Consider the following 23,735-nt stretch of genomic DNA (forward strand, 5'->3'; position numbering starts at 1 on the left):
CCCGCCGCACCATCTGACAGGGCAATGTTTGCAGCTTGATGACAGGGGCCTGCACCATGTCATCGGGTGGCGCCCAAGGCCCAGGGCGTAAGGCGCAAATGCCCCGGCGCTGACGCTCAGTCCGGCCTGCCGGACTGCAGCGGGCCGACCAGGTCAAACAGGGCGGCGGCCAGGGGCGAGCGGATGGAAGAGCGCTGCCACACCATGCCCACTTCGCGCGAGGGGCAGGGGGCCGGCAGCGGCCAGCGGCGGATGCGGGGATCGGCAGGGCCGATGACCGGCCAGTCCGGCAGGATGGACACGCCAAACCCTTCCGCCACCAGCTGGGCGATGTGCTCAATCCCATCGAGCTCAAACCGCACCTTGGGCTTGATGTGGTGGCCGCGCAGGTACTCGTCGGCCATGCGGCCGGCCACCACCTTGCGGTCGTACTGGATGAAGGGCTCGCGCGCAGCGGTGAGCAGCGGGTCCTGCACCTTCATGTCCTGGGGCGTCAGCAGCACCAGCGCCTCGCTGCGCAGCAGCCGCCACTCGCAGGTCTTGGGCATGGCGAACGTGGGGTGCACCAGCATGGCCGCATCCAGATTCCCGGCGAGCACCTGGTCCAGCAGCAGCGACGAGGTTCCGGGTTCGATATAGACCTGGATGGAAGGGTGGGCACGCATCCAGCGGCGCAGCAGCGGCGGAACCAGCCCCATCAGCGCCGTGGGCGTGGCACCCAGGCGCAGCGGGCCTGCCGGCAGTTCGGTGGCCGAGGCCACGGACCGCAGGTTTTCCACGGATTTCAGCACCTCCCGGGCCTGGTCCACGATGCGCGCACCCACCACGGTGGGGCGCACGGTGCGGCCCACCCGCGTCAGCAGTGCGCTGCCGACATCGGCCTCCAGCGCACGCATCTGCTGCGCCACGGTGGTAGGGGGCAGGTCCAGCCGGCGCGAGGCATCGGCCATCGAGCCGCAGTCCACGACGGCAATGAAGCTCTGGAGAAAACGCGAATCCATAACAACGTATTTTGCGTGATCTAAACCACCAAACACCATCTTTTTTGTAGACCCCATGCGGCGCACAGTGCGGCCATTCCTTTTGGTCATTCCTTCAGGCCATTCCTTTTTTTCGTACCTCACCTCAGGAGCCCGCATGCCCACCATCCAATCCATCGAAGTCTGCGTCGCGCGCGTGCCGCTGGACAAAGTCACCTACCTGTCGAACCGCACCGTGGTGGACCGCCACTACGGCCTGGTCAAGATCCGCAGCACCGATGGGGTCGAAGGCATAGGCTTCTGCTACGTCGGTAACGCGGCAGGCGAAATCTTTCGCGTGGCGGTCGAGCAGCTGCTGGCCCCCGTGCTGCTGGGCCGCGACTCGCTGGCCGTCGAAGGCCTGTGGAAGGAGATGTACCAGGAAGCCCTGCTGCAAGGCCGCATGGGCACGGTGATGCGCGCGCTCAGCGCCCTGGACATCGCCCTGTGGGACCTCAACGCGCGCACCGCCCAGCTGCCGCTGCACAAATACCTCGGCGCGGTGGAGCTGGACACCGTGGCCGCCTACGCCAGCGGCGGCTACTACGTGGAAGGCAAGACGGCGGAGCACCTGGGCGAGGAAATGGCCAGCTATGTCGAGCTGGGCTTTCAGGCCGTCAAGATGAAGACCGGTCGCTGGTCGCCCCAGGGCGAAGAGTCGCGCGTGAAGGCCGCCCGCGAAGCCATTGGCCCCGACGTGGAGCTGATGCTGGATTGCAACAACGGCTGGGTCGATACCGTGCAGGCCATGCAGTACCTGCGCCGCATGGAGCAGTACGACCCCTACTTCATCGAAGAGCCGTTCAGCCCCGACGACGTGGAAAGCCACGCCCGCCTGGCCAAGCTCACCCGCATCCCCGTGGCCACGGCGGAAATCGGCTATGGCCGCTGGTACCACAAGCACCTGCTGGACATGGGGGCCGCCTCCATCCTGCAGACCGATGCGGCGGTGTGCGGGGGCATTACCGAGTGGAAGCGCATTGCCGCCATGGCCGCCGGCTACGGCATCCAGATGTGCCCGCACTGGTTCCACGACGTGCACGCACCGCTGGTGGCCGCCACGCCGAACGCGCGCTACGTCGAATTCTTCTGGGATGACCAGGTCCTGAACTTCCGCCGCCTGCTGGACCGCCAGCTGTCGCAGGAAAAGGGCCGTGTCGTTCTGCACCAGACGCCCGGCCTTGGCTTCAACTTCGACGAGGCGCAGGTGGCGAAGTTCGGCCGCTGGAGCAAGGTGGCGTAAGACCCCTCGGCTCATATAAAAAAGGAGACAAACCATGCAACGCAGACAATTTCTGTCCACGGTCGCCGCAGCCGGCGCACTCTGTGCCCAGCCCGGCTTTGCCCAAGGCAAGCCCCCGGCGGGGCCGGTCAAAATCCTGGTCGGTTTCTCGGCCGGTGGCGGCACCGATATCCTGGCGCGCATCATCGCCAACAAGCTGAACACGCTGTGGGGCATCCCCGTCATCGTGGAAAACAAGCCCGGCGCGGCCGGCCTGATTGCGGCGGCCGAAGTGGCCAAGGCCCCGGCCGACGGGAACACGCTGATGATGGGCCACATCAACGCCCTGGGCATTGCCCCCGCGCTCAACCCCAAGCTCGGCTTCTCGCCCGAGCGGGATTTTGCGGCGATTGCGCTGGTGGGGCAGACTCCGCAGGTGCTGGTGGCCAGCCCCAAGTCGTCCACCTCCATGCCAGGGCTGCTGGCGGCCTTGAAGAAGAAGTCCGGCGAAATCAGCTTCGGCTCCTCCGGAACGGGATCGGCCCAGCACCTGGCGCTGGCGCTGTTCGAGCAGACGGCCGGGGTGTCGGCCCTGCACATCCCCTACAAGGGCGCATCGAATGTGATGACGGACTTGCTGGGCGGGCAGATCGACTATGCGTTCGAAGGCATGACCACCGCATCGCCCTTCATCAAGGGCGGCAAGGTGCGTGCGCTGGCGCAGACCGGCACCAAGCGCGTGAAGGCCTTCCCGGATGTGCCCACCGTGGCCGAACAGGGCTACCCCGGCTTCAACGCCAGCATCTGGTTCGGGCTGGTCGGCCCCGCCAAAATGCCTGCGGAAGTGGTGGCTCGCATCAATGCCGACGTCAACCGCATCCTGGCCATGCCGGATGTGGTGAGCAAGCTGGAAGAGTTCGGGGCCGAGGACGGCGGCGGAACACCGCAGCGCTTTGAGGCCTTCATGCGGGATGAGCGGGCCAAGTGGGCCAACCTCATCCAGTCGCGCGGGATCCGGGTGGACGCCTGAACCAGGGTAGGGCCGCAGCCACCCAGGCCGTTGCGGGTAGGCGGGCGGCTACGTGTAGCGCTGACATACAAAGCCCCCGCTGTTTTCGGACAGCGGGGGCTTTGCTTTATGCCGGGTGGTGCACTGCGCTGCCGAGCACTTTCGGGGACATGCGGGCCCGGAGGGCGCTGTGCGGCAAGTGGCTGAACAACAGCAGGGCGGGGTGACGTGTTCGCGGCTGCGGCTGTTTTCTGTCTTCATATTTGATAATGAGTTATCATTATCAAATCTTGTTCATGGTACCGGCGATGGCAAAGCTTCTCCCCGTCACCGTCCTGTCTGGCTTTCTGGGCGCAGGCAAGACGACGCTTCTCAACCACATCCTCCACAACCGCGAGGGCCTGCGCGTGGCGGTCATCGTCAACGACATGTCCGAGGTCAACATCGACGCGGCGCTGGTGCGCGAAGGCGGCAGCGACCTGTCCCGGACCGAGGAAAAACTGGTCGAAATGAGCAACGGCTGCATCTGCTGCACCCTGCGCGAAGACCTGCTGGTGGAGGTGCGCCGCCTGGCCCGGGAAAAGCGCTTTGACTACCTGGTGATCGAGTCCACAGGCATCTCCGAGCCGCTGCCGGTGGCCGAGACCTTTACCTTCACCGACGAGGCGGGCGCCTGCCTGTCGGACATTGCGGTGCTGGACACCATGGTCACCGTGGTGGACGGCTTCAACTTCCTCAAGGACTACGAATCCCGGGACAGCCTGCAGGGGCGCGGGGAGTCAATGGGGGAAGGCGACGAGCGCAAGGTGGTGGACCTGCTGGTCGAACAGGTCGAGTTCTGCGATGTGCTGGTGCTCAACAAGACCGACCTCATCACCGACGCAGAGCGCCAGCGGCTCATCGCCATCCTGAAGACCCTGAACCCGCGTGCACGCATCGTGGAATCCAGTTTCGGCAAGGTGCCGCTGGCGTCGGTGCTGTCCACCAAGCTGTTCAACTTCGACGAGGCGGCCAAGGCCCCGGGCTGGCTGAAAGAGCTGCGCGGCGAACACACGCCGGAAACCCAGGAATACGGCATCGGCAGCTTTGTCTACCGCGCGCGCCGGCCGTTCCACCCCAGGCGCTTTCACGCCCTGGTGGGGTCTGAATGGCCCGGGGTCATACGCTCCAAAGGCTTTTTCTGGCTGGCCAGCCGCCCCCTCTATGCGGGCAACTGGTCGCAGGCCGGGGCTGTGTGCCGCCATGGCAGGGCAGGGCGCTGGTGGGCCGCCGTGCCCCGGGAACAGTGGCCGCGCGAGCCCGAGGCGCTGGCCACCATCACCCAGCACTGGGACGAACGCGTGGGCGATGCCCGCCAGGAACTGGTGCTGATCGGCATCGGCATGGACGAGGCCGCGCTGCGCCAGCGGCTGGATGCCTGCCTGCTGACCGACCAGGAAATGGCCCTGGCCCCCAAGGCCTGGACCGGCTTTCATGACCCGTTCCCGGCCTGGGACTGACGCTGTGCATGCCCGGCTGCAGCCCTGGTTTAGCCATTGAGCCGCCTTTGTGCAGCCTTTATGCAGCGCTGCGCTCCATCGGCTGCCAAGGCATGCATTCTGGATATGTCCGGCGTGTTGTGTCCGTTGCGGACATGTGTCCTGAACGATAATTCCTCGCTGCATTGAGATACATTTCAATGCTTGTTACGAGGTGCTGCATTGGCCTGACGGCCACTGGAGTTAAACGGGAAGCAGGTGCGCTCCATGGAGTGCAATGCCTGCGCTGCCCCCGCAACGGTAAGCGAATCACCCTCTGCACCCAGGTAAGACCTGAAGCCACTGCGCACTGCGTGGGAAGGCGTGGAGTGGGCCGAAAGTTCCAGGACGGATGTCCCGGAGTGTCGGCATTTCGCGAGCCCGGATACCGGCCTTGTCACTTTTGTTGGACGCCGCGGGTGAGCGCGCAGTCCAGGTTGGATGGGTTCGTGCGCCGAGCTGTCCTGCCTGCGCATGCATGCCTGCGGATGTTTTCTTGAATCGGCCTTGCGGGAGAGCAGGGCCATCTGGAGCCGCGCATGCGCACCCCTTCCCGTGTTTCCCCGGGCCCCTTCTGCGGGCCTGTCGCTTTTCCCCTTTCCGCCCTGAAGCCCGTGACCGCCGGCGCCGCGCTGTGCTGCGCGCTGTGGGGCGCCCACGCCCAGGGCGTGGCCGACAACACCGCGGCTTCTGCCGCCACTGCTGCCACCGCCACCGCATCGACATCGGCCCCGATCCCGGCTGCGGCGCTGGGCGATGTCTTCGTCACCGCCACGGCCCGGCCCGAGGACCGCGCCCGCATTGCCGCCACCACCCAGGTCATTGACCGCCAGGAGATCGAACGCTCGTCGGCCCGCTCGGTCACCGACCTGCTGGCCGAACATGCGGTGGGCTTTCTCAGCGAATGGACGGCAGCCCAGACATCGCTGAACCTGCGCGGCGCCGCCACCGACGGCCAGGGGCGCGACTTCAAGGGCCAGGTGCTGGTGCTGCTCAACGGCCGCCGCGCTGGCACGGCCAATCTGTCCAAGCTCAGCCTGACGGATGTGGATCGCATCGAAATCGTGCGCGGCCCCGCCTCGGTGGTCTACGGCAGCCAGAACATGGGCGGGGTGATCAACATCATCCTGCGCACTGGTGCCAGCGGCCCGCTGAACCGCGTCACGGTGACCGGCAGCTCCTGGGGCGGCTGGAGCACCCAGGCCCAGACGGCAGGCGCCAGCGGCATGCTGGACTGGTATGTGGGCCTGAACACCAGCGCCCGCGATGACTACAAGTCCGGCGACGGCGGCTTCGTCATGCAGAACACCGGCTGGAAGCGCCGCGGCGCGGTGGCGGCCCTGGGGCTGCAGATCGACAGCCTGAACCGGGTGGAGCTGCAGGCCCGCACCGACGGCATCTACAACGCCGGCTTCCGGGGATCCGGGTCCAACATCTACAGCAAGGACAACCGCGACAACCGCTCGCTGGACCTGACCTACACCGGTGCGCTGGCCGACCAGTCCGTCAGCTGGCTGGCGCAGGTCTACCACTTTGTGGACGAGGACGAATTCAACTGGGCGTCCCCCGTCATCAAGAGCGGCACCAACCCGGTGCCGGGCACGGCGCGCGACTACAACGACCGCAAGCTGGATGCCACCGGCATCCGCCTGCAGCCGCGCTTTCGCCTGTCTGCCGCCAACGACCTGCTGGTGGGCGTGGACTGGGAACGCAGCCACCTGCGCTCGGACCGCTTCCGCGTGGCCATGCCCGGCGGCCCGGCGGGCCAGGTGGCCCCGTACGACAACAACCAGACGGAAGAAACCAAGGCGCTGTACCTGGAAGACGCCCACACCCTGCTGGACAACCGCCTGACCTTGCGTGGCGGCCTGCGCAAGACCTGGGGCGAGACCCGGTTCGATCCCACGCCCAACCTGGCGTTTGCCCAGTCCAATGTGCGCAAGTACGACACGCACACCTGGTCCCTGGGTTCGACCTGGAAGGCCACCGACGACTGGAACCTGCGCGCAGGCATCGCCACCGGCTTCCGGGCGCCGACCGCCACCGAACTGGCCGCCGACTTCACCGCCGTGGGCGGCGGGCGCACCTTCGGCAACCCCAATCTGAAGCCCGAGACCAGCCGCCAGATCGAAGTGGGCACCACCTTCACGCAGCCGGGCTGGAAGGTGGATGCAGCGCTGTTCCAGAACGTCATCTCCAACCGCATCACCACCGTGTCCCGGGGCCCCAGCACCAACACCTCGGACTATGCCAACAACGCCGCAGAAGTCGTGGCGCGCGGCCTGGAGCTGACCACCAACGTCGACCTCAAGCAGGTGCTGGCCCTGGGTCTGCCGGGCCAGTCGCTCAGCGCCTTTGCGGGCGGCTACTACCACTTCGACATGCGCGACAAGGGCGCGGCGGCCACCGCCAACACCGACCGCGTGCAGCGCATGTACCGCTTCCAGGCCTCTGCCGGCATGCGCTACGCCCAGGGCATGGACCGCAATGCAGGTGACTGGAGCATGCAGCTCACGGCGCTGCTGCGCGGACCGATGTGGTACGACACCGAAGAGAACCTGCTGGTGCCGCAGGGCGAACCCAGCAGCACCTACATCCACCGCAAGGGCGCCTTCACGGTGTGGAACCTGCGCGGCGACTACCGGGTGAACCGCAGCGTGAAGCTGTTTGCGGCGGTGAACAATGTCTTCAACCTGAACCGCAGCCCCATCTTCATTGCGCAGGACCGCTCGCCCTGCCTGGCGGATGCGCGCTTCCAGAACGGCGGCTGCGGCACCTCCATGCCCGGGCGCGAGCTGATGGTCGGCCTGCAGGCCGACTTCTGAGGCCAGGCTGCATGCACAGGCCCGCCAGCCCCCTTCCGCAAGCACGCACGGAAGCACTCCCGGACGCACTGTCCCGGCGCGCCGTGCTGCGCCGCTGGGGCGTGGCGGCGGCGGGCGGCGCCTTGCTGCCCGGCCTTGCCATGCCCACGGTGCTGGCCGGTGCGGGGGCTGCAGAGCAGGCCATGCAGGCGGCCTCGGGCATCCACCTGAAGGATGCCCTGGGGCGCGCCGTCTGGTTGCCCCGGCCGCCCCGGCGCATCGTCACGATTTTTTCGTCCAACACCGAACTGGTCGCCTCCCTGGGGCTGGTGGAGCGCATCGTCGGTGTCGAGGATTTCACCCGCTACCCGGCCGAGGTGCTGGGCCTGCCCAAGGTCGGCGGCCGGCTGGGATTTTCCGTGGATGCCGTGGTGGCCCAGCGCCCGGATCTGGTCATCGTGACCCCGGCGCGGCAGGCAGCCACCCAGCTTGTCGCACCCATGGAACGCATAGGAGTGCCCATCATGGTTTTGCTCAGTCGCACCCTGCAGGAGGTGCTGGACAACATCCGCCTGGTGAGCCAGGCCTGCGGCGAGCCCGAACGCGGCGCCGCGCTGGCCCAAGCCCTGCATGCGCGGCTGCAGGCCGTGGATGCCACCGTGGCCGGCCGGCCGCACCTGCGGGCGCTGATGGTCACCGGGCGCGCGGGCAACGGCATGCTGCTGCTGGCCCGCCCGGGCACCTACACCGGCGAAGCCATGGTGCGCGCCGGCTGCCAGCACGCACTGCCGGCGCTGGGCGTGCTGGCCCAGGTGTCGCCCGAGGCCGTGCTGGCCGCGGACCCGGATGTGCTGCTGTTCGCCGGCAACCAGGCGGGGCTGGACGATCTGCTGCACCAGCCCGGCTGGCGCGACATGCGGGCCCTGCGCCAGCGCCACTGCTGGACCGTGTCCCGCTCCGAATTCCTGATCCCCGGGCCGCGCACCTTTGACGGTATCGAATCGCTGGCCCGGCAACTGCACCCGATATGACTTCACGCACAACATGGTGGGCCGCGCTGCTGGTGCTGGCCCTGTGCCTGCTGGGCGCGGCCTGCGCCGGCCACCAGTGGGCCAGCGTTCCGGAGCTGTGGCGCGCGCTGAGCGGCGACGACTCCCTGCACAGCCGGCTGCTGCTGCAGTGGCGCCTGCCGCGTGTGGCAGCCGCCGCCTGCGTGGGCGCGCTGCTGGGCCTGTCGGGGGCCATCTTCCAAGGCGTGTTCCGCAACCCGCTGGCCGAACCCTATCTGCTCGGTGCCTCCGGCGGCGCAGCCCTGGGCGCCACGGTGGCCTTGCTGGTTCCGATGGGCCTGCCCCAGGGCGTGGTGCTGCCGGTGCTGGCCTTTGCCGGCGCCTGGGGTTCCACCTTGCTGGTGCTGGCCGTCGCCCGGGCGGCGGGCGCGCTGGATGCGGCCGGCCTGCTGCTGGCCGGCGTGGCGCTGGCCGCCATGCTGGGCGCGCTGCGTTCTTTCCTGATGCTGGCCCTGTCCGATGAAACCGTCAGCCTGCAGGTGGTCATGAGCTGGGTGCTGGGCGGTATCCAGACCCCGTCCTGGAACGGCCTGCTGGTGCTGGCCGGCATCACCCTGGGCTGTGTGGTCGCCACACGCCCGCTGGCCCATGGCCTGGACCTGCTGGGCCTGGGCGACACCGTGGCCAAGGGCTTCGGCCTGAACCCGGAGCGCTTCATTCCGCTGGCCGTGCTGGTGGGCTCGCTGGTGGTGGCGGCCGCCGTGGCCTACGGCGGGCTGGTGGCCTTTGTCGGGCTGGCCGCGCCGCACATTGCACGCTGGATGGTGGGGCCCATGCACCGCGTGGTGCTGCCTGCCAGCGCCCTGGTGGGCGCCATCGTCGTCACCGTGGCCGACGCCCTGGCGCGCAGCGTGCTGCCCCCGGCGGAAGTGCCGCTGGGGCTGATCACCGCCATCGCCGGCGGCCCGTTCTTCATCATCCTGCTGGCGCGGCGCCTGCGCGCGTCATGACCGCGAGGTTTCCCATGCACGACCCACAGGGCCTACCGGATACAGCTGCCGCGCCGGATACACCTGGTGCACAGCCCGTACTCACCGCCCAGGGCATGGTGCTGCAGCACCGGGGCAGCAGGGTGGTGGACCAGGTCTCGCTGGCGCTGCCCGAACGCGGCGCCATTGCGCTGATCGGCCCCAACGGGGCCGGCAAATCGTCATTGCTGTCCATGCTGGCGGGGCTGCAGACGCCCAGCCAGGGCCAGGTGCTGTGGCGCGGCGCGCCGCTGCAGCGCCTGTCCTTCGCGGAGCGTGCCCGCTGCATCGGTTACATGCCCCAGCGGTTTTCGCCGTACTGGGATGTCACGCTGGCAGAACTGCTGCAGATGCGCCTGGGGCCGTCCGCGGACATGGACGGTGTGCTCCGGCAGCACGGACTGCAGGCCTTTGCCAACCGGCGCTGGCACTCGCTGTCCGGTGGCGAGCAGGCGCGCTGCCTGCTGGCCACCGTGCTGGCCACGGACCCGCCGGTGCTGCTGGCCGACGAGCCCGGCGCTGCCCTGGATGTGCGCCACCGGCTGGAGCTGGTCGATGCACTGGCCCAGAGAGGCCGCGACAAGCTGGTGCTGGTGGTCATGCACGACCTGGACCTGGCCTTTGCCTATTTTGACCGGGTCATCGCCATGGACCGCGGGCGCGTGGTGCAGGACCGCGCCGCCCAGGACCTGCTGACCGACCCTGCCCTGGACGCCGTGTTCCAGGTGGAATTTGACCGTATCGACGCGCCGCCCCAGGTCCTGCTGCGGGCGCGCCGCAAGAAGGAGGATGGCTGTGCGAATTGATCTGGCGGGTTGGACCCGGGAGGCCACCTTGGGCCAGCCCGGCGATTTTTTTGCGCTGTTCGAACGTGCAGACGTGCTGGGCTTTGACGGCGTGTGGTTCAGCGAATTCCGCGTGCCCGACGCGCACTGGCCGTATCCGTCGCCGCTGCTGCTGGCCTCCGCCTTGCTGGCCCGCACAGAACGGCTGCGCGTGGGCACATCGGTGCTGGTGCTGCCGCTGCACCATCCCCTGATGCTGGCCGAAGAGATTGCGCAGGTCGACTACCAGAGCGGCGGGCGCATCGACATCGGAGTGGGGCGCGGTACGGAACCCGCGTCGCTGCAGACCCTGCAGATCGACCCCTCGCAGACGCGGGAGCGGTTCGAGACCGCATGCCGCCTGATCCGCGCCGGCCTGAGTGGGGCGACCATTGCGGGCGGCCCGCAGGACCCCTGGCAATTCGCCCCGCGCACCCTGGCGTCCACCGGCGTGCAGCGCCCGCACCCGCCGATCTACGTGGCCGGCTCCACCAGCGAGACCCTGGGCTTTGCGCTGAATGAAGACCTGCCCCTGCTGCTGAGCCTGGAACCCCCGGAAACCGGCCAGCTGGAACGCCTGGCGCAGGTCGCCCAGCAGACCGGGCGAGACTGCACGCCGCTGCGCGCCCGCTCCTCCCTGGCGCGGTACGTGTGCATAGGCGCCACCGAGGCGCAAGTGCAGACCCAGCTGGACACGCTGTGGGCCCCGTACTACCAGCGCAGGGTGTACTTCGCCGGCAAGCGCGGCATCGCTCCTGCCGACGTGCCGCCCCTCGATCGCGAGCAACTGCTGCGCGACCTGTTCATCCACGGCACGCCCGAAGCCTGCACCGCCCAGATCCAGGCGCTGGAAGCCCGCACCGGCATCCACCAGCTGCGCTGCGTGTTCAACGCCAACGGACTGTGGAGCAACGCCACCGCTTTGGCCGGCATGGAACTGTTTGCGCAAGAGGTCCTGCCGGCGGTGCGGTAGGCGAGGGCGGGCTTATCCGGCAATACTTGGTGGTACGTTGCGGCAGCAGGGAAGTGCGCTGACCACACCGCACCCGCACATGACCGCTGAGGGGGCTGCATAAACCGGTCTGCCGCTGCTCCTAATGCACCGCAGGTTCAGTTTTCGTATCCGCTCTCACGGCACCGGTCTGTGTCCACTTCAGCGCACCAAGCAGACCGCTCCTGAGCATGCAACGCGTCAAGGCGCCGCAATCGGCGTGACAATCAAGTCACCATGAGCGAAAGACAGCCCTTTTTCCGTTTCAACCCCGGTGCCTACCAAGAAGGTCGTGCTTTCGAGCCGTCTGACGAGACCTGCGGCGTCTGCGCGCAGCCCTGCGGCTGGAAGTACCGAGGCAACATCTACATGCGTGCCGACAGTCCAACCATTTGCGCATGCTGCATTGCGGACGGCAGGCTGGATGTTTTCCTGGAAGGAGAGGGTTTCAGTTTTCACGACATCGAACTCGATGGCGCGGAGCCTGCGCTGGAGCAAGAACTGTTGGAGCGCACGCCCGGGGTCGCCTGTTTCAACCCCTTTGAATGGCCCGTGCTGGACGGCATGCCCATGGCGTTTCTGGGTTACGGAGAAGATAAAGGCTTGCTGGCCATCGATGCAGTGTGCTCAGCTATCAGCGAAACCTTCGCAGAGGTCGGCTGGACTGAGCCCGTCGGGCCTTCCCCCTACCTGCTGATCTTCAAGGAAGTGAACGGTGACCGCTATCGCGCGGTGCTTGATCTGGACTGACCCTGGGCCTTTACCTCGGCTGACTTAGTCATTCAGCGCATGCACCTGCACCGTCCTCGGCAGCCCGTTGCGAAGTGATTGGCTGATGGATGCCCATGGGTCACAGCGTCGTGCGCATGGATGCCAGAGAGGGGGAGGGCCATGGGCACGGATTCCACTGGTGAACCACGCCCATGCAGCGATCGCTGCCGATCGAAGATGTGGTTCAAACGACGGCAGACGCCCAAGGCACACGCCCAAGCCTTGGTGCAGCGCTGGCAGCGCTGACAGCGCCCGGCACCAAGGTTCTTTGCAATCACGTTCAGCCTGGGTCGGGCTCAGGAGGGGCGGAACGCTTCGGCCGCGGCGGCGGTGTTCAACGCTTCCCGCAGCAGCTTGATCTTCCCTCCCTCGGCGATGAGCAGGCCCGCATAGGTCTGCCGATAGGGCTTGCCGGAGGCAGCGACCTCCGCCTCCACCGCATATTCGGCAAATGTCCTGTCGGGGGTATCGATCCAGACGCGGATGTCCTTGAAGGCGAAGTCCGGTACCTTGGCCAGCAGGCCGGTGACGAGCTGGCCTATGGCTTCGGGGCCTTGGGCCCGAACCTGGATCCAAGGCAGTTCCAGCACGCCGTCATCGGCGAACAGGGCGGCGGCGGTCGAGGGTGTACGGATGCTGTCGAGGTAGGCACGCAGCAGTTCGGTGGCGGTGGGCTGGGTCATGGTGGGCTCCTGCGCGTGGTGCGCTCAGACCTGGGCCTGGCCGCCGTCGGCGAACAGTTCGACCCCGTTGACAAAGGCGGAGTCGTCCGACGCCAGAAAGACGGCGACCTTGGCGATATCTTCCGGTTGGCCCATGCGGCCCAGCGGCACCTGGGAGGTCAGGTAATCGAGCAGGCCCTGCTGCTGCGCGGCACCCGGTCCCGCCAGCTCCACCAGGCCCGGCGTGTGGATGGGACCAGGCGACAGCGTGTTGATGCGGATGGCGCGGCCCTTGAGGTCCAGGATCCAGCTGCGAGCCAGGTTGCGCACCGCTGCCTTGGTGGCGCTGTAGATGCTGAAGTTGGCGGTGCCGAGCACGCTGGTGGTCGAGCCTGCCAGGATGACCGATGCGCCCGCCGTGGCCTTGTCGAGCAGCGGCAGTGCCTTTTGCACCGTGAACACCACGCCCTTGACGTTGCGGTCGAAGGTCTCGTCGAAATGGTCCTCGGTGATGCTGCCCAGCGCAAGCATGCTGCCGCCACCGGCGTTGGCATACAGAACGTCAAGGCGCCCCTGTTCGTCCTGCACCTGGGCGTAGAGCCGATCCAGGTCGGCGAGCTTGGTGGAGTCGGCCTGCACACCGCGGGCCTTCGGGCCGATGGCAGCCACGGCGGCGTCGAGTTCTGCCTGGCGGCGGCCGGTGATGTAGACCGTGGCGCCTTCCTGGGCGAAGGCCTTGGCGGCGGCCAGGCCGATGCCCGTGGTTGCACCCGTGACGACAGCGACCTTGCCTGCGAGTTTCTGAACCATGAGATTTCTCCGTGAGTGATAAGGAGCCTCAAGGTTAGATAGTTCAGATAAGTGAATAAACTGGATAAATATTGAAACTCAATTCATGGTTGTGAATAATCGGTGCCATGGACCAGTTGCTTGCATTGAAGGTGTTCGTACGCATCGCAGAAACCGGCGGCTTTTCGCGGGCTGCCGATTCGATGAACATCCCCAGGCCCACCGTGACCAAGCTGGTGCAGGACCTGGAGCAGCACCTTGGCGCGCGGCTGCTGCAGCGCACGACGCGCCGGGTCAGCGTGACGGCCGATGGCTCGGCCTACTACGAGCGGGCCAAACGCTTGATCGCCGAGCTGGAGGACATGGACCAGTTGGCCGGCGGCGCACATGCCCAGTTGCGGGGGCGACTGCGGGTCGATGTGGGATCGGTGCTGGCCAACCGCATCCTCATTCCGGCGCTGCCGCAGTTCCGGCAGCGGTACCCGGACCTGCAGCTTGAGCTGGGCGTGAGTGACCGCCCGGCCGACCTGATCAGCGACGGCGTGGACTGCGTGATCCGCGGCGGCGACTTGCCGGATTCGACCCTGGTGGCGCGGCGCCTGGCCGATCTGGCATGGGTGACCTGTGCATCCAAGGACTACCTGGCCGCTCACGGACAGCCTCGGCACCCCGATGACCTGTTGGCCCGGCTGCCGCAGGGCGGTGGGCCGGCGCACACGATAGCGGGCTATTTCTCGTCCCTGAGTGGCCGCGCCTTTGCGCTGGAATTCCACCGGGACGGTGAACGGGTGCAGGTCAAGGCAGACGAAGCCACCTTGGTCAACGAAAGCACCGCCCATCTGAGCGTACTGGTCCATGGCCTGGGGATTGGCCAGACCTTCCGCTTCGCCGCAGCACCGTATTTGGCCGACGGCACCCTGCAGGAAGTGCTGACCGACTGGTCCCGCCCAGCGCATCCGATCCGGCTGGTTTATCCCAGCAACCGGCAGCTGAGTGCCAAGATCCGGGCCTTCGCTGACTGGGCGGCGGAGGTATTCGCGCAGTACGACGAACCGGCATAGTCCTGGGGGGCTTAAGGCGCGTAGCCGTCACCCGCGGCATACCTGTGAATGTGGCTAATCCGCCTGCAGCCGGCCAGCAGGCAAGTGTATCGATCAGCACCTGCTGGCCGATGGTGTGCATACCGTCAGAGGCAAGGGCCAGGAGGGGGCCTTCCGCTGGCGTTGCCTGTGGTCGACTTGCGTCAGCCTTGGGGCATCTGGCTCATGTCCATGAACATGATTTCCCAGATATGGCCGTCCAAGTCCTCGAAGCTGCGTCCATACATGAATCCGAGGTCTTGCAGCGGGGTCACGTCCGCCTTGCCGCCGTGGGCGGAAGCGGCCGCCACCATGTTGTCCACCGCCGTGCGGTCGTCGGCGCTCAGGCAGAGCATGACTTCGCTGGCAGCGTGCGCATCGACGATAGGTTTTTGGGTGAACGTGGCCCACTTCGGGTGGGTGAGCAGCATCACGTAGATGCTGTCGGAGAGGACCATGCAGGCGGCGGTGTCGTCGGTGAACTGCGGGTTGTTGACGGCGCCGATCGCTTCATAGAAGGACTTGGCCTTTGGCAGGTCAGCGACGGGCAGGTTGACGAAGATTTTCTGGGGCATGTGGGCCTTTCAAGGTCTGCATGGAGAGGGCATCTTCGGGCATTGGCAAGCGACGTCAACAGGGTATCCCGCTGCACCCGTGTCAGCGAACGGCGTTGGCTGTCGTTCAGGGCGCGGGCTGGCTGGCTGACACTGGCCGCCACCAGCCGGAAGCCCTCACTGACAGGGATGCATGGGGGGCCTGTTTCTGGCCCGCAGCAGCTCCGGCCGCAGACATGCTGCAAGCTGATGCGCGAAGGGGAACAACTGCCCATCAGAACCTAATACATACAAATTGACAGCCTGTGCTGCCTCGATTGATCGGATTTGGTGCTTTGGTGTGCGTTGGACTCCCTACACTTCTGCAGGACGGTGGATGCATGTCGCATCAGCCCAAACCACTGCAGGACGGATTTCCATGCAACTTATCAGCCAGAGTTTTCAAGACGGCCAGGCCATTCCCGGTGAATTCGCGTTTGCGGTGCCGGATGCGGCATCCCATGTGGCCTTGTCGTCCAACCGCAACCCGCATCTGGCCTGGAGCGATGTGCCAGCGGGCACGCAGTCGTTTGTCATCGTCTGCCATGACCCGGACGTGCCCAGCAAGGGCGACGATGTGAACCAGGAGGGCCGCGAGGTTCCATTCTCCCTGCCGCGCGTGGACTTCTTTCACTGGCTGCTGCTGGACATTCCCGCTAACGTCACGCACATCGCTGCGGGCTCGCATTCGGACGGTGTCACCCCCCGGGGCAAAGCCGGTCCCGCCGCACCCGCAGGCTGGCGCCACGGTCTGAACGACTACACCGGATGGTTTGCCGCGGACGAACAAATGAAGGGCGACTACCACGGCTACGACGGCCCTTGCCCGCCCTGGAACGACACGCTGCTGCACCACTACGTGTTCACCGTCTACGCGCTGGCAACCCCCACGCTGGCCGTGACCGGGCCGCTGACGGGCGCGAATGTGCGCGCCGCCCTGGCATCGGCCCAGGTGCTGGGGCAGGCCAGCCTCACCGGGGTCTTCAGCCTGAACCCTGCGGTGTCGCTGCAGACCAGCGCGCAGTAAGAAACAGTCGGCCATGGCATTTGCGCAGCCAGCTCTCCAGACCGTCCCGCAAGCAGCCCACCACGCAGCCCACCCGGCAGCCCCACTGGCGGCAGCCACCGATGCAGCCGATGCGGGCAATCTGCCATGGCTGCTGCCTGCGGGCGCGCCCATCTGGCGGCGTGGCCTGTGCACCGTGGCCCAGCCGTGTCTGAAGCAGGTGCAGCATACGCCCCGGTTCCTGTTTCAGGACGCGGCGGTGCTGCTGATTGCGGCGGGGCGGCTGGACATGGATTCCGGCACCCACAGCATCGGTGTCGATACGCCTGCATCCTTGCTGCTGGTGGATGCCAACACCTGTGCCGACTTGCGCAAGACACCCGGCGGCATGGAGCAGCGCTTTCGGTCGGTGTTTCTAGCACTGTCGCCGAAGCTGCTGGACGCTTTCCGCCGGGGCCGTGCCACGGGGGCGGAGGCGGTGCAGGCGGGCGCACCCTTCCAGCAGATTGCGCTGGATGCCGATCTGGCGTCCTCGCTGCAGCATCTGCTGGCCAGCGCTGCAGACGGGCAGCTCAGTGACGAGCGCCTGCGCTACCGGGCCATGGATTTGCTAGCGGCACTGGCCGAGCGTGGGGGCGTGTTCAGGCCGCCACAGGCACCAGGGCTGTCCGGGCGTTTGCGTGCCCTGATTGGCGAAGCACCCAGCCAGCACTGGACGGCGCAGACAGCGGGCAAAGCCCTGGCCGTGAGCGAGGCCACATTACGCCGCCGCCTTGCGGGCGAAAGCGCCCGGTTTGAGGATGTGCTGATCGACGTGCGCATGCACCACGCCATGATGCTGGTGCAAACCACGTCCTGGAGTGTTCCGGAGATTGCCCAGGCCTGCGGCTACAAGTCACGCGCCCGCTTTGCCGAACGCTTTAAGGTGCGCTTTGGCTATCTGCCTTCGGCCGTGCGCTGATCTGCGGCCGATCGCACCGGATGCGGGAGATCGAGCAGGGCCAAGGCAGCGCAGAGGGAAAAGACAGAGGAAAGGGACGGGAGGCGCCAGCGCTGCGATATGGAGCCTTGCCTTCGCTGCGGGCCGGCTGGCGCATCGGCTTTGGCACCGGCCCCGGCTGGCTGGTGGAGGCCATGGAAAAACTCCAAGGCCAACAGACCTCGGGCGCCAGCACCATTTCGCAGCACGCCGCGCTGGCGGCATTGACCGGGCCGCAGGACTTCATTGCACAATCACGCGCCGTATTCCAACGCCGGCGCGATGCCGTGGTCGCCGCCCTCAACCAGGCCCCCGGCCTGCAGTGCCAAGTGCCGCAAGGCGCGTTCTACGCCTTTGCCTCCTGTGAAGTGCTGATGGGCGCCACCACCCCGGCGGGCACCTTGCTGGGCAGTGACGAAGACGTGGTCAACGCGCTGCTGGACGAGGCCGGTGTGGCAACCGTGCACGGCAGCGCGTTCGGTTTGGGTCCCTATGTGCGGCTGGCGTATGCGTTGGACGATGCATCGCTCCACACGGCCTGCCAGGCCATACAGGCGTTCTGCCGCTCGCTGTCCCGGTAGTGCACGGCCCAAACGGCGAGAAGAGGGTGATGGGTGAATAAGGTGAAGAGGGCGAGGCGGTCGAAGATGGAGAGCGGGCTGAAGATGGCAAGAATTGCAAAAACGGCGAGCACGAAGAAAGCGGTAGAAACGGCCGAAGCGGTAGCAGTGGCGAAAGCTGCAAATAGGACAACACCTCCAACACACAGCAGGAGTCACCATTGACCACCGTTCTGATCCCTGGCTTCATGCTTGACCAGGATTTATGGACTGACATCCACCCCTATCTGCAGACCCGTGGCCCCTTGGTGTATGCAGACCTCAGCACCGCCAGCACCATCGAAGACATGGCAGCCCATGTCCTGCGCACGGTGCCGGACGGGGTGTTTGACGTCATCGGCTTCTCCATGGGCGGCTACGTGGCCCGCGAAATCGCCCGCATCGCACCGGACCGCGTGCAGCAGCTGGTGCTGATGGCCACCTCGTCGCGCGGCGATACCACCTTGCAGGCACGCCGCAAGGCCGACGCAGTGCTGGCCGCACCCCAAACCTTTGCGGGGGTGAGCAAACGCTCCATCCGCCAATCCCTGGCGCCCGCGCGGGAGGATGACGATGCGTTGGTCAACCGCATCCACGCCATGAGCGTGCGCCTGGGCGGCGACGCCTTCCGCCGCCAGGCCCAGCTCCGCCGTGATGGCGACACCAACCGCCTGGGCGACATCCGCTGTCTCACCCTGGTCATTGCCGGCCAGCAAGACCGGCTGCGCAGCCTGGATGAAGCGCAGGAACTGCACCAGGGCATCCAGGGATCACAACTGCAAGTGCTGGATGCCGGGCACATGATCCCGATGGAGGTGCCGGCCGAGACGCAAGGCGTGCTGGCGGGGTTTCTGCATTAGCGCAAAGGACAGCATTATTGAGGCGTGGACTAGTGGCCTGTCTGTGGAGTGGCGGAGCCTATTTGGAGTGGACAAGGCCGCGACGCTTGTCGCCAAGTCGCCCAGCCTATGTCTGCTGTGCAGTGATTGCTGCCGGTCACTACTTGCAGGCGAGGGTTAAGTCCTCATCCCATACCCGCCATTCAAATAGACAAAGCCTCCTGGTAGGAGGCTGTTTCAATTGAGACCTATGCAATACTCTTAGCTATAACTAATCCTTAGGAATCCATTGCCTACCCGCGTCGCGCTCACACTAATGGCCGGCGGAAGGTGCATACGGGAAGGCCATGCGAATGCAGACCGAATTTGCCGAGCTACGGGAGGTCGAAGACTTAGTCCTCAGCGACATGGTGTCTTCCATCATCCCTGCATCGAGTACGTTATCGCGACGGTTCAGCGATGATGCGCGATTGCCGCCGCGGGGAGGGCGAGTGGCGCTATGCCAGTTGAGTCCGTTTCCCACTACGCGGTATTACGGCAGTAAGCGGCGGCAAATGGATTGGTTGCATGAGGAGCTTAGGGGGCTCGAAGGCCGTACTGTGCTCGATGCTTTTGGTGGAACAGGTGCGGTCTCGCATCTGCTGTCCCAATTGGGCTGGGACGTCACCTATAACGACGTCTTCCAGTTCAACACAATTTCAGCGCGCGCCCTGTTTTCCTCTGCGAAGGTACAGCTTTCAGTTTCGGACGTCGCATCCATCTTGCAGGCGGTCGAACCGTGCCAGGGCTTTATTCACGCCACCTTCGCCAATCTTTACTTCACTGACGAGGAGAATGCGTGGCTTGACGGTTTCATGCTCGCGCTCACCAACATTGAACCGGCTTGCAAGGACCTGCTCCTCCATTGCTTATTCCAAGCGTGCCTCAAAAAGCGTCCCTATAACCTGTTTCATCGCGCAAACCTGAAGCTGCGCCAGTCGAAGGTCGAGGTGCAGTTTGGGAACCGCACTACCTGGGAGAAAAGCTTCGCCGAGCATATCTTGAGCACCTTCAAGGAAGTGCGGCAGATGCAGCGGGGCTTGGGCGGGAGCATCAGCGTAACTGCTGGGCGAGCAGCCGAAGATATAGCCCCAGGCTACGACCTCGTCTACGTAGATCCTCCCTACTTCAAGCGGACGAAGAGTACCGATTCCTACCTGTCGCGCTATCACTTTCTCGAGGGCTTAGCACGATACGAGGAATGGCCTCATCTACTTGAGGGAGGTGATCGTCTGCGACGGATCCAAACATCGACGGTCAGTGAGTGGACGGACAAGGCAGCCCTTACACGCAATATCGAGGCACTGATCCAGACACATCGCCAGGCGAAATTCGCGATGTCCTACGTCTCGGGCGAACATCCCTCTGAGGCGGAGCTGTTTGCTTTATTTAGCGACAACTTTAGTCGCGTGCGTTTGTCCCGCCGTGCCTATGGCCGCGCGTTGTCCAAGAACAAGTTCTTTGAACTATTGCTGATCGGTGAACCATGAGTCTCTATAACAAGAAGCTTTCAATTTCGATGCCATGGGCCATCGTTGCTGTCGCTATCCTGTTACTGCTGGCTTTTGGTGCAACCAGCATACTCATGACTGACAAGGCCATTCTGGCAAACGAAGGCCCGTTGTGGGTCTTCGCATCTGGTGTAGTTTCTGGTTTGGTCGTCACACTCGCGCAATTTTGTCTCAGTTGGGCCGATGCCAAGGCCATCGATCGCTTCCGGCGCATGGGTGTTGAGAACGTCCTAACAACGCGCGACGAGGAGGCTTACTTTGGTCAGCTCATTCAAAAGGCGCACTCGCAGGTGGATGTTTTGGGGTCAACTGCGACGCGGCTGATGGTGGACTTTGCTGATCCTAACTCGCCGAGATGGGAGAAGCGTGCGCTAATCGAAGCACTGAAGAAAGGTGTGTTGGTGCGAATTCTCGTGGCAACTCCCGCGGGGCTAGATGCCAGCGACCAACACAAATACCCAGTAAACCGAAAGCGTTTTGAGGCAATTGCTGGCATATATCCGAACTTCGAAGTTCGTTATTTCGATACCACGCCCATCGCCGCGTTTGTGCGCGTCGATCATGAGCTAGTGGTGGGCCCGTTGTTGCCGGGGGTAGAGAGCAAGCACACACCGGCATTGCATGTATACAACCACAGCCCCTACGCCGCATCGTATTTGAACTATTTCGAGCAGACTTGGAAGACCGCTAAGCCGTTGAGCCAGATGCCCCCATTGGGGAACACTCCATGAGTGTACGTGTCAGCGTCCCGTCGCGCGTACACCTTACGCTGATCGATCTCGGGCCCACAGGCTATCGTCGCAATGGCGGAGTGGGCTTCGGCATCACCACTCCGCGCTCGACCTTCGCCTTTGCGCCCCATGCCGCTGTTGACCTGCGTGCACTGGAGTCATACGGCTACCTCCCCGCCGAGATTGCGTCGTTAACTAAGCGCTTGGAATGTCTCATGAGCCAACAGCAGTTGACGCAGGGGCTGCGTCTAAAGGACGTCCAGTTGCCTGCGCGACACGGTGGGTTTGGCACTGGCACCGCAGCGGCACTGGCCAGCCTGGAATCGCTGTTTTTGCTTAACGGCCTGAGTGTGAGTCCGGAGTTCTTGCGTGCTAACTGTGGGCGCGGTGGCGCGTCGGGTATTGGGTTGAGTAGTTATTTCAAGGGTGGCTTCGTTTTCGATGCGGGCCGACGCTTTGATTCTGCGCCGATCGTTGGGTCGGACGCCATCAATCAAGTGGATGAGCTGCCCTTGGAGATGGCGCGTCTCGACATGGTGGATTGGCCCATGGGTGTCCTTGTTCCGCCCTGCGCCTCAGCAACTTCCCCGGAGCAAGAACAGGCGTTTTTTTCGCACCAGCTACCGCTGTCGGCCGCAGATGTTTTCGAGACTACGTACCACGCGATATTCGGCACGCTGGCGGCAGTCCAATCCCGCGACTACGATGCCTTCTGTGCATCAATCAATGCCCTACAACGCTGTGCATGGAAGCGTGCCGAGATAGACCTCTATGGAGACACAGTTCGCACCTGCGCTGCGTATCTCGCGTCGGTCGGATGTGACGCTGTGGCGATGAGTAGCATCGGTCCGGCCTTGATTTTCTGGGCCCGTGACTTTGACGTTGCATTTGCGGCTGCAGAATGCCAATATGGTCCGTCTGCAGTGTTTCGGACCAGTCCAGACAACACGGGGCGTATTCTCTCCCATGATTGAGGTCGTCTTCTTTTCGACCAATCGGTCAAAGCTCGCACATTTTCGGTACTTGGGCGAGAAGGTTGGTGTTCGAGTTAAAGGGTTCCACGAAACTACTTATTACGCCAGCTACAACGAGCCAAAGATCGACGATCGGTCGGAGCTACTCAAGCTTAGTTATGAAAGCGCACTAGAGCAATGGCTCAAGCGCCAGGGCGCAAATGCAGATGACCACAGTACATTCTTCTTCGAAGATACGTCAGTCGTCATTGAAGCTTTAAGCAAGGATACTGAGGTACCAGGCGTCAATGTCAAATATTGGATGCGTGACATGACGTTTGAAAAGCTGGATACATTGCTCAAACGCGCGGGGAATAACCGCAAGGTTATCGTGCGTTCGGATATTGTGATGCACTTGCCGCAGCGTTGGCGAACATTACTGAATACAACTGATCGATATCTCTCTGTGGTAGGTGAATCCCATGGAGTGATAGCTGACTGTGAGCGAAAAATTCAGCCGAACCTAGTTTATCCCTGGCTAGACGACAAGACGTTTAACAAATGGTTTGTACCAGTTGGGGCAAGCGGCCCGATCAGTATGCTGGACATCAAGGAGGCGGACCTTTCCGATTTTCGGGCACGCGCTTTCGAGAAAATTACCTCGGTACTTCATGGAAAGCTTAGTTTCCTAGCGAATCGTGATGAGCCTGGTGCCGATCAGTTGCAAATTCCGGGCATTGCGACCTATCCATCCATCTTTGTCATATGCGGCCCGAGCTGCGCTGGAAAATCAACAACAGCGAACTGGATGCGCGATAAGTATGAATTGCTTCACATTGAAGCCAGCGATTTCATGTACAAGGCCTTTTGGGAGCGCCATGGGCCGAACCCAGGCGTGAGTATCGGTAACTTTGCGGAAGCGGCGCTCCAAACACAGCCGGGCATAGTAGCGCAGCCTATTGCTCACTTCCTTAGGGAAATCGGGACCTCTGGCGCGGTCATAACGGGATTTCGTTCTACCAAAGAAGTGGAAATATTCCAACAAGAAGTAGGGTCTGACATCGAACTCGCACTTATGTACCTGGACGCTTCTGCCCCAATCCGATTGAAGCGCGCGCTTGAACGAGGCCGTGATGGCGTCACGCCGGAGAAATTCGTGAAGCGTGACGAGCAGGAGGTTCGGATGGGGGTGTCAGGCATTGCTGAGTTGCCGAATGTCGAAAGGCAAAACAATGAGGGCAGTTTGCGAGAGCTCTATGCTGCCGTCCGCACTCGATATAGGGAAGCCTTGCGTGTCTATACATCCGATAAGGAAAGGCGTACGCAACGTCAGCAACTGCAGCGAGATCAACTTGAAGGCTTGATACTGCGGACGTTACTCGCCGAACGACCAATGGAAAAATGGCTCACAACGACGGAGATTGCTGCAGCTCTGAATCGAAGATTCAATGAGGTGAAGTCCAAGAACAACGTAAGTCGGTACTTCAACCAAGAGTTCCATCCGTATTACGAACTACGCTTTCGGGAACGAGATGGCAAACGAACTGGCGTCCTCGAGTATCGACTGTCAGCTACTGGTATCAGTCGTGCGATGCAAATGCATGCCGCACCAGAAGTTCGTCAGAGCCGCATACGCAGAGTGGGACGCAGCGAGAATACGCAGCTGGTGCTCGCTCTTCCTCCACCTGAAGTCTGACCATCTGATAACGAACTGACCGCCTGTGTCGGCGTCTTCTCAACGTTAGCATTACCGCGGAATC

General features: G+C 64.1%; 21 protein-coding genes, 1 pseudogene and 1 riboswitch. Of the genes and pseudogenes, 18 read left to right on the forward strand and 4 right to left on the reverse strand.

The window, feature by feature from the left end; translation table 11 throughout:
- Window positions 1-116 precede the first annotated feature (116 nt).
- The gene (locus KW830_RS01650; protein WP_066533243.1) at window positions 117-1,001 is read right to left on the reverse strand and encodes a LysR family transcriptional regulator; all 885 of its coding nucleotides are present in this window, start codon (window positions 999-1,001) and stop codon (window positions 117-119) included.
- Window positions 1,002-1,137: 136 nt separating this feature from the next.
- On the opposite strand from KW830_RS01650, the gene KW830_RS01655 reads away from it, so the two are divergent.
- The 9 genes from KW830_RS01655 (at window position 1,138) to KW830_RS01695 (ending at window position 12,174) form a co-directional block, all read left to right on the forward strand.
- The gene (locus KW830_RS01655; protein ID WP_218331758.1) at window positions 1,138-2,262 is read left to right on the forward strand and encodes a mandelate racemase/muconate lactonizing enzyme family protein; all 1,125 of its coding nucleotides are present in this window, start codon (window positions 1,138-1,140) and stop codon (window positions 2,260-2,262) included.
- A gap of 34 nt (window positions 2,263-2,296) precedes the next feature.
- Window positions 2,297-3,271 (forward strand): tripartite tricarboxylate transporter substrate binding protein, encoded by a 975-nt coding sequence (locus KW830_RS01660; protein WP_218331760.1) that lies wholly within the window; start codon window positions 2,297-2,299, stop codon window positions 3,269-3,271.
- Window positions 3,272-3,558: 287 nt separating this feature from the next.
- Window positions 3,559-4,749 (forward strand): zinc metallochaperone GTPase ZigA, encoded by a 1,191-nt coding sequence (gene zigA / locus KW830_RS01665; RefSeq protein WP_370626071.1) that lies wholly within the window; start codon window positions 3,559-3,561, stop codon window positions 4,747-4,749.
- A gap of 174 nt (window positions 4,750-4,923) precedes the next feature.
- Window positions 4,924-5,179, forward strand: a riboswitch (cobalamin riboswitch).
- 127 nt (window positions 5,180-5,306) lie between these two features.
- On the forward strand, window positions 5,307-7,592 hold the full coding sequence (locus KW830_RS01670; RefSeq protein WP_218331764.1) for a TonB-dependent receptor: 2,286 nt from the start codon (window positions 5,307-5,309) through the stop codon (window positions 7,590-7,592).
- 11 nt (window positions 7,593-7,603) lie between these two features.
- Window positions 7,604-8,602 (forward strand): ABC transporter substrate-binding protein, encoded by a 999-nt coding sequence (locus KW830_RS01675; protein ID WP_218331766.1) that lies wholly within the window; start codon window positions 7,604-7,606, stop codon window positions 8,600-8,602.
- Window positions 8,599-9,591, forward strand: coding sequence for an iron ABC transporter permease (locus KW830_RS01680; protein ID WP_218331768.1), 993 nt, complete (start codon window positions 8,599-8,601; stop codon window positions 9,589-9,591). The genes KW830_RS01675 and KW830_RS01680 overlap by 4 nt, the downstream gene beginning before the upstream one ends.
- 14 nt (window positions 9,592-9,605) lie before the next feature.
- Window positions 9,606-10,415, forward strand: coding sequence for an ABC transporter ATP-binding protein (locus tag KW830_RS01685; RefSeq protein WP_218331770.1), 810 nt, complete (start codon window positions 9,606-9,608; stop codon window positions 10,413-10,415).
- On the forward strand, window positions 10,405-11,406 hold the full coding sequence (locus KW830_RS01690; protein ID WP_218331771.1) for an LLM class flavin-dependent oxidoreductase: 1,002 nt from the start codon (window positions 10,405-10,407) through the stop codon (window positions 11,404-11,406). The genes KW830_RS01685 and KW830_RS01690 overlap by 11 nt, the downstream gene beginning before the upstream one ends.
- A 255-nt stretch (window positions 11,407-11,661) precedes the next feature.
- Window positions 11,662-12,174 (forward strand): CbrC family protein, encoded by a 513-nt coding sequence (locus KW830_RS01695; RefSeq protein WP_218331772.1) that lies wholly within the window; start codon window positions 11,662-11,664, stop codon window positions 12,172-12,174.
- Between the two features lie 317 nt (window positions 12,175-12,491).
- Here KW830_RS01695 and KW830_RS01700 read toward each other — a convergent pair whose 3' ends face one another.
- Together KW830_RS01700 and KW830_RS01705 are read right to left on the reverse strand one after the other, a co-directional pair.
- Window positions 12,492-12,878, reverse strand: coding sequence for a nuclear transport factor 2 family protein (locus tag KW830_RS01700; protein ID WP_218331773.1), 387 nt, complete (start codon window positions 12,876-12,878; stop codon window positions 12,492-12,494).
- 24 nt (window positions 12,879-12,902) lie between these two features.
- Window positions 12,903-13,667: an SDR family NAD(P)-dependent oxidoreductase gene (locus tag KW830_RS01705; protein WP_218331774.1), complete on the reverse strand. Its 765-nt coding sequence runs from the start codon at window positions 13,665-13,667 to the stop codon at window positions 12,903-12,905.
- A 107-nt stretch (window positions 13,668-13,774) separates the two neighbouring features.
- On the opposite strand from KW830_RS01705, the gene KW830_RS01710 reads away from it, so the two are divergent.
- Window positions 13,775-14,707, forward strand: a complete 933-nt coding sequence (locus tag KW830_RS01710) for a LysR family transcriptional regulator (protein WP_218331775.1) — start codon at window positions 13,775-13,777, stop codon at window positions 14,705-14,707.
- Between the two features lie 182 nt (window positions 14,708-14,889).
- Here the strand turns inward: KW830_RS01710 and KW830_RS01715 are convergent, their stop codons facing one another.
- Complete coding sequence (locus KW830_RS01715; protein ID WP_218331776.1) at window positions 14,890-15,300, reverse strand: VOC family protein; 411 nt, start codon at window positions 15,298-15,300, stop codon at window positions 14,890-14,892.
- A 397-nt stretch (window positions 15,301-15,697) separates the two neighbouring features.
- Here KW830_RS01715 and KW830_RS01720 point away from each other — a divergent pair, with 397 nt between their 5' ends.
- From KW830_RS01720 to KW830_RS01755, 8 genes and pseudogenes are all read left to right on the forward strand, one after another.
- Window positions 15,698-16,345, forward strand: coding sequence for a YbhB/YbcL family Raf kinase inhibitor-like protein (locus KW830_RS01720; protein WP_218331777.1), 648 nt, complete (start codon window positions 15,698-15,700; stop codon window positions 16,343-16,345).
- A gap of 13 nt (window positions 16,346-16,358) precedes the next feature.
- Window positions 16,359-17,285 (forward strand): helix-turn-helix transcriptional regulator, encoded by a 927-nt coding sequence (locus KW830_RS01725; protein ID WP_218331779.1) that lies wholly within the window; start codon window positions 16,359-16,361, stop codon window positions 17,283-17,285.
- Between the two features lie 125 nt (window positions 17,286-17,410).
- A pseudogene (locus tag KW830_RS01730) lies at window positions 17,411-17,884 on the forward strand (aminotransferase class I/II-fold pyridoxal phosphate-dependent enzyme); the annotation flags it as partial.
- Window positions 17,885-18,084: 200 nt separating this feature from the next.
- Window positions 18,085-18,762: an alpha/beta fold hydrolase gene (locus KW830_RS01735; protein WP_255578031.1), complete on the forward strand. Its 678-nt coding sequence runs from the start codon at window positions 18,085-18,087 to the stop codon at window positions 18,760-18,762.
- A gap of 332 nt (window positions 18,763-19,094) precedes the next feature.
- Window positions 19,095-20,270 (forward strand): DNA adenine methylase, encoded by a 1,176-nt coding sequence (locus KW830_RS01740; protein ID WP_218331781.1) that lies wholly within the window; start codon window positions 19,095-19,097, stop codon window positions 20,268-20,270.
- Window positions 20,267-21,022, forward strand: a complete 756-nt coding sequence (locus KW830_RS01745; RefSeq protein ID WP_218331783.1) for a hypothetical protein — start codon at window positions 20,267-20,269, stop codon at window positions 21,020-21,022. Before KW830_RS01740 ends, KW830_RS01745 begins: the two co-directional genes overlap by 4 nt.
- Window positions 21,019-21,996: a hypothetical protein gene (locus tag KW830_RS01750; RefSeq protein ID WP_218331785.1), complete on the forward strand. Its 978-nt coding sequence runs from the start codon at window positions 21,019-21,021 to the stop codon at window positions 21,994-21,996. Before KW830_RS01745 ends, KW830_RS01750 begins: the two co-directional genes overlap by 4 nt.
- Window positions 21,989-23,671 carry a non-canonical purine NTP pyrophosphatase gene (locus tag KW830_RS01755; RefSeq protein WP_218331787.1) on the forward strand — a complete coding sequence of 561 codons (1,683 nt, stop codon included), beginning with the start codon at window positions 21,989-21,991 and terminating at the stop codon, window positions 23,669-23,671. Before KW830_RS01750 ends, KW830_RS01755 begins: the two co-directional genes overlap by 8 nt.
- Window positions 23,672-23,735: the final 64 nt, after the last annotated feature.

This window comes from Comamonas sp. CMM03 (assembly GCF_019218715.1).
GTDB classification, from domain to species: Bacteria; Pseudomonadota; Gammaproteobacteria; order Burkholderiales; family Burkholderiaceae_C; genus Comamonas; species Comamonas terrigena.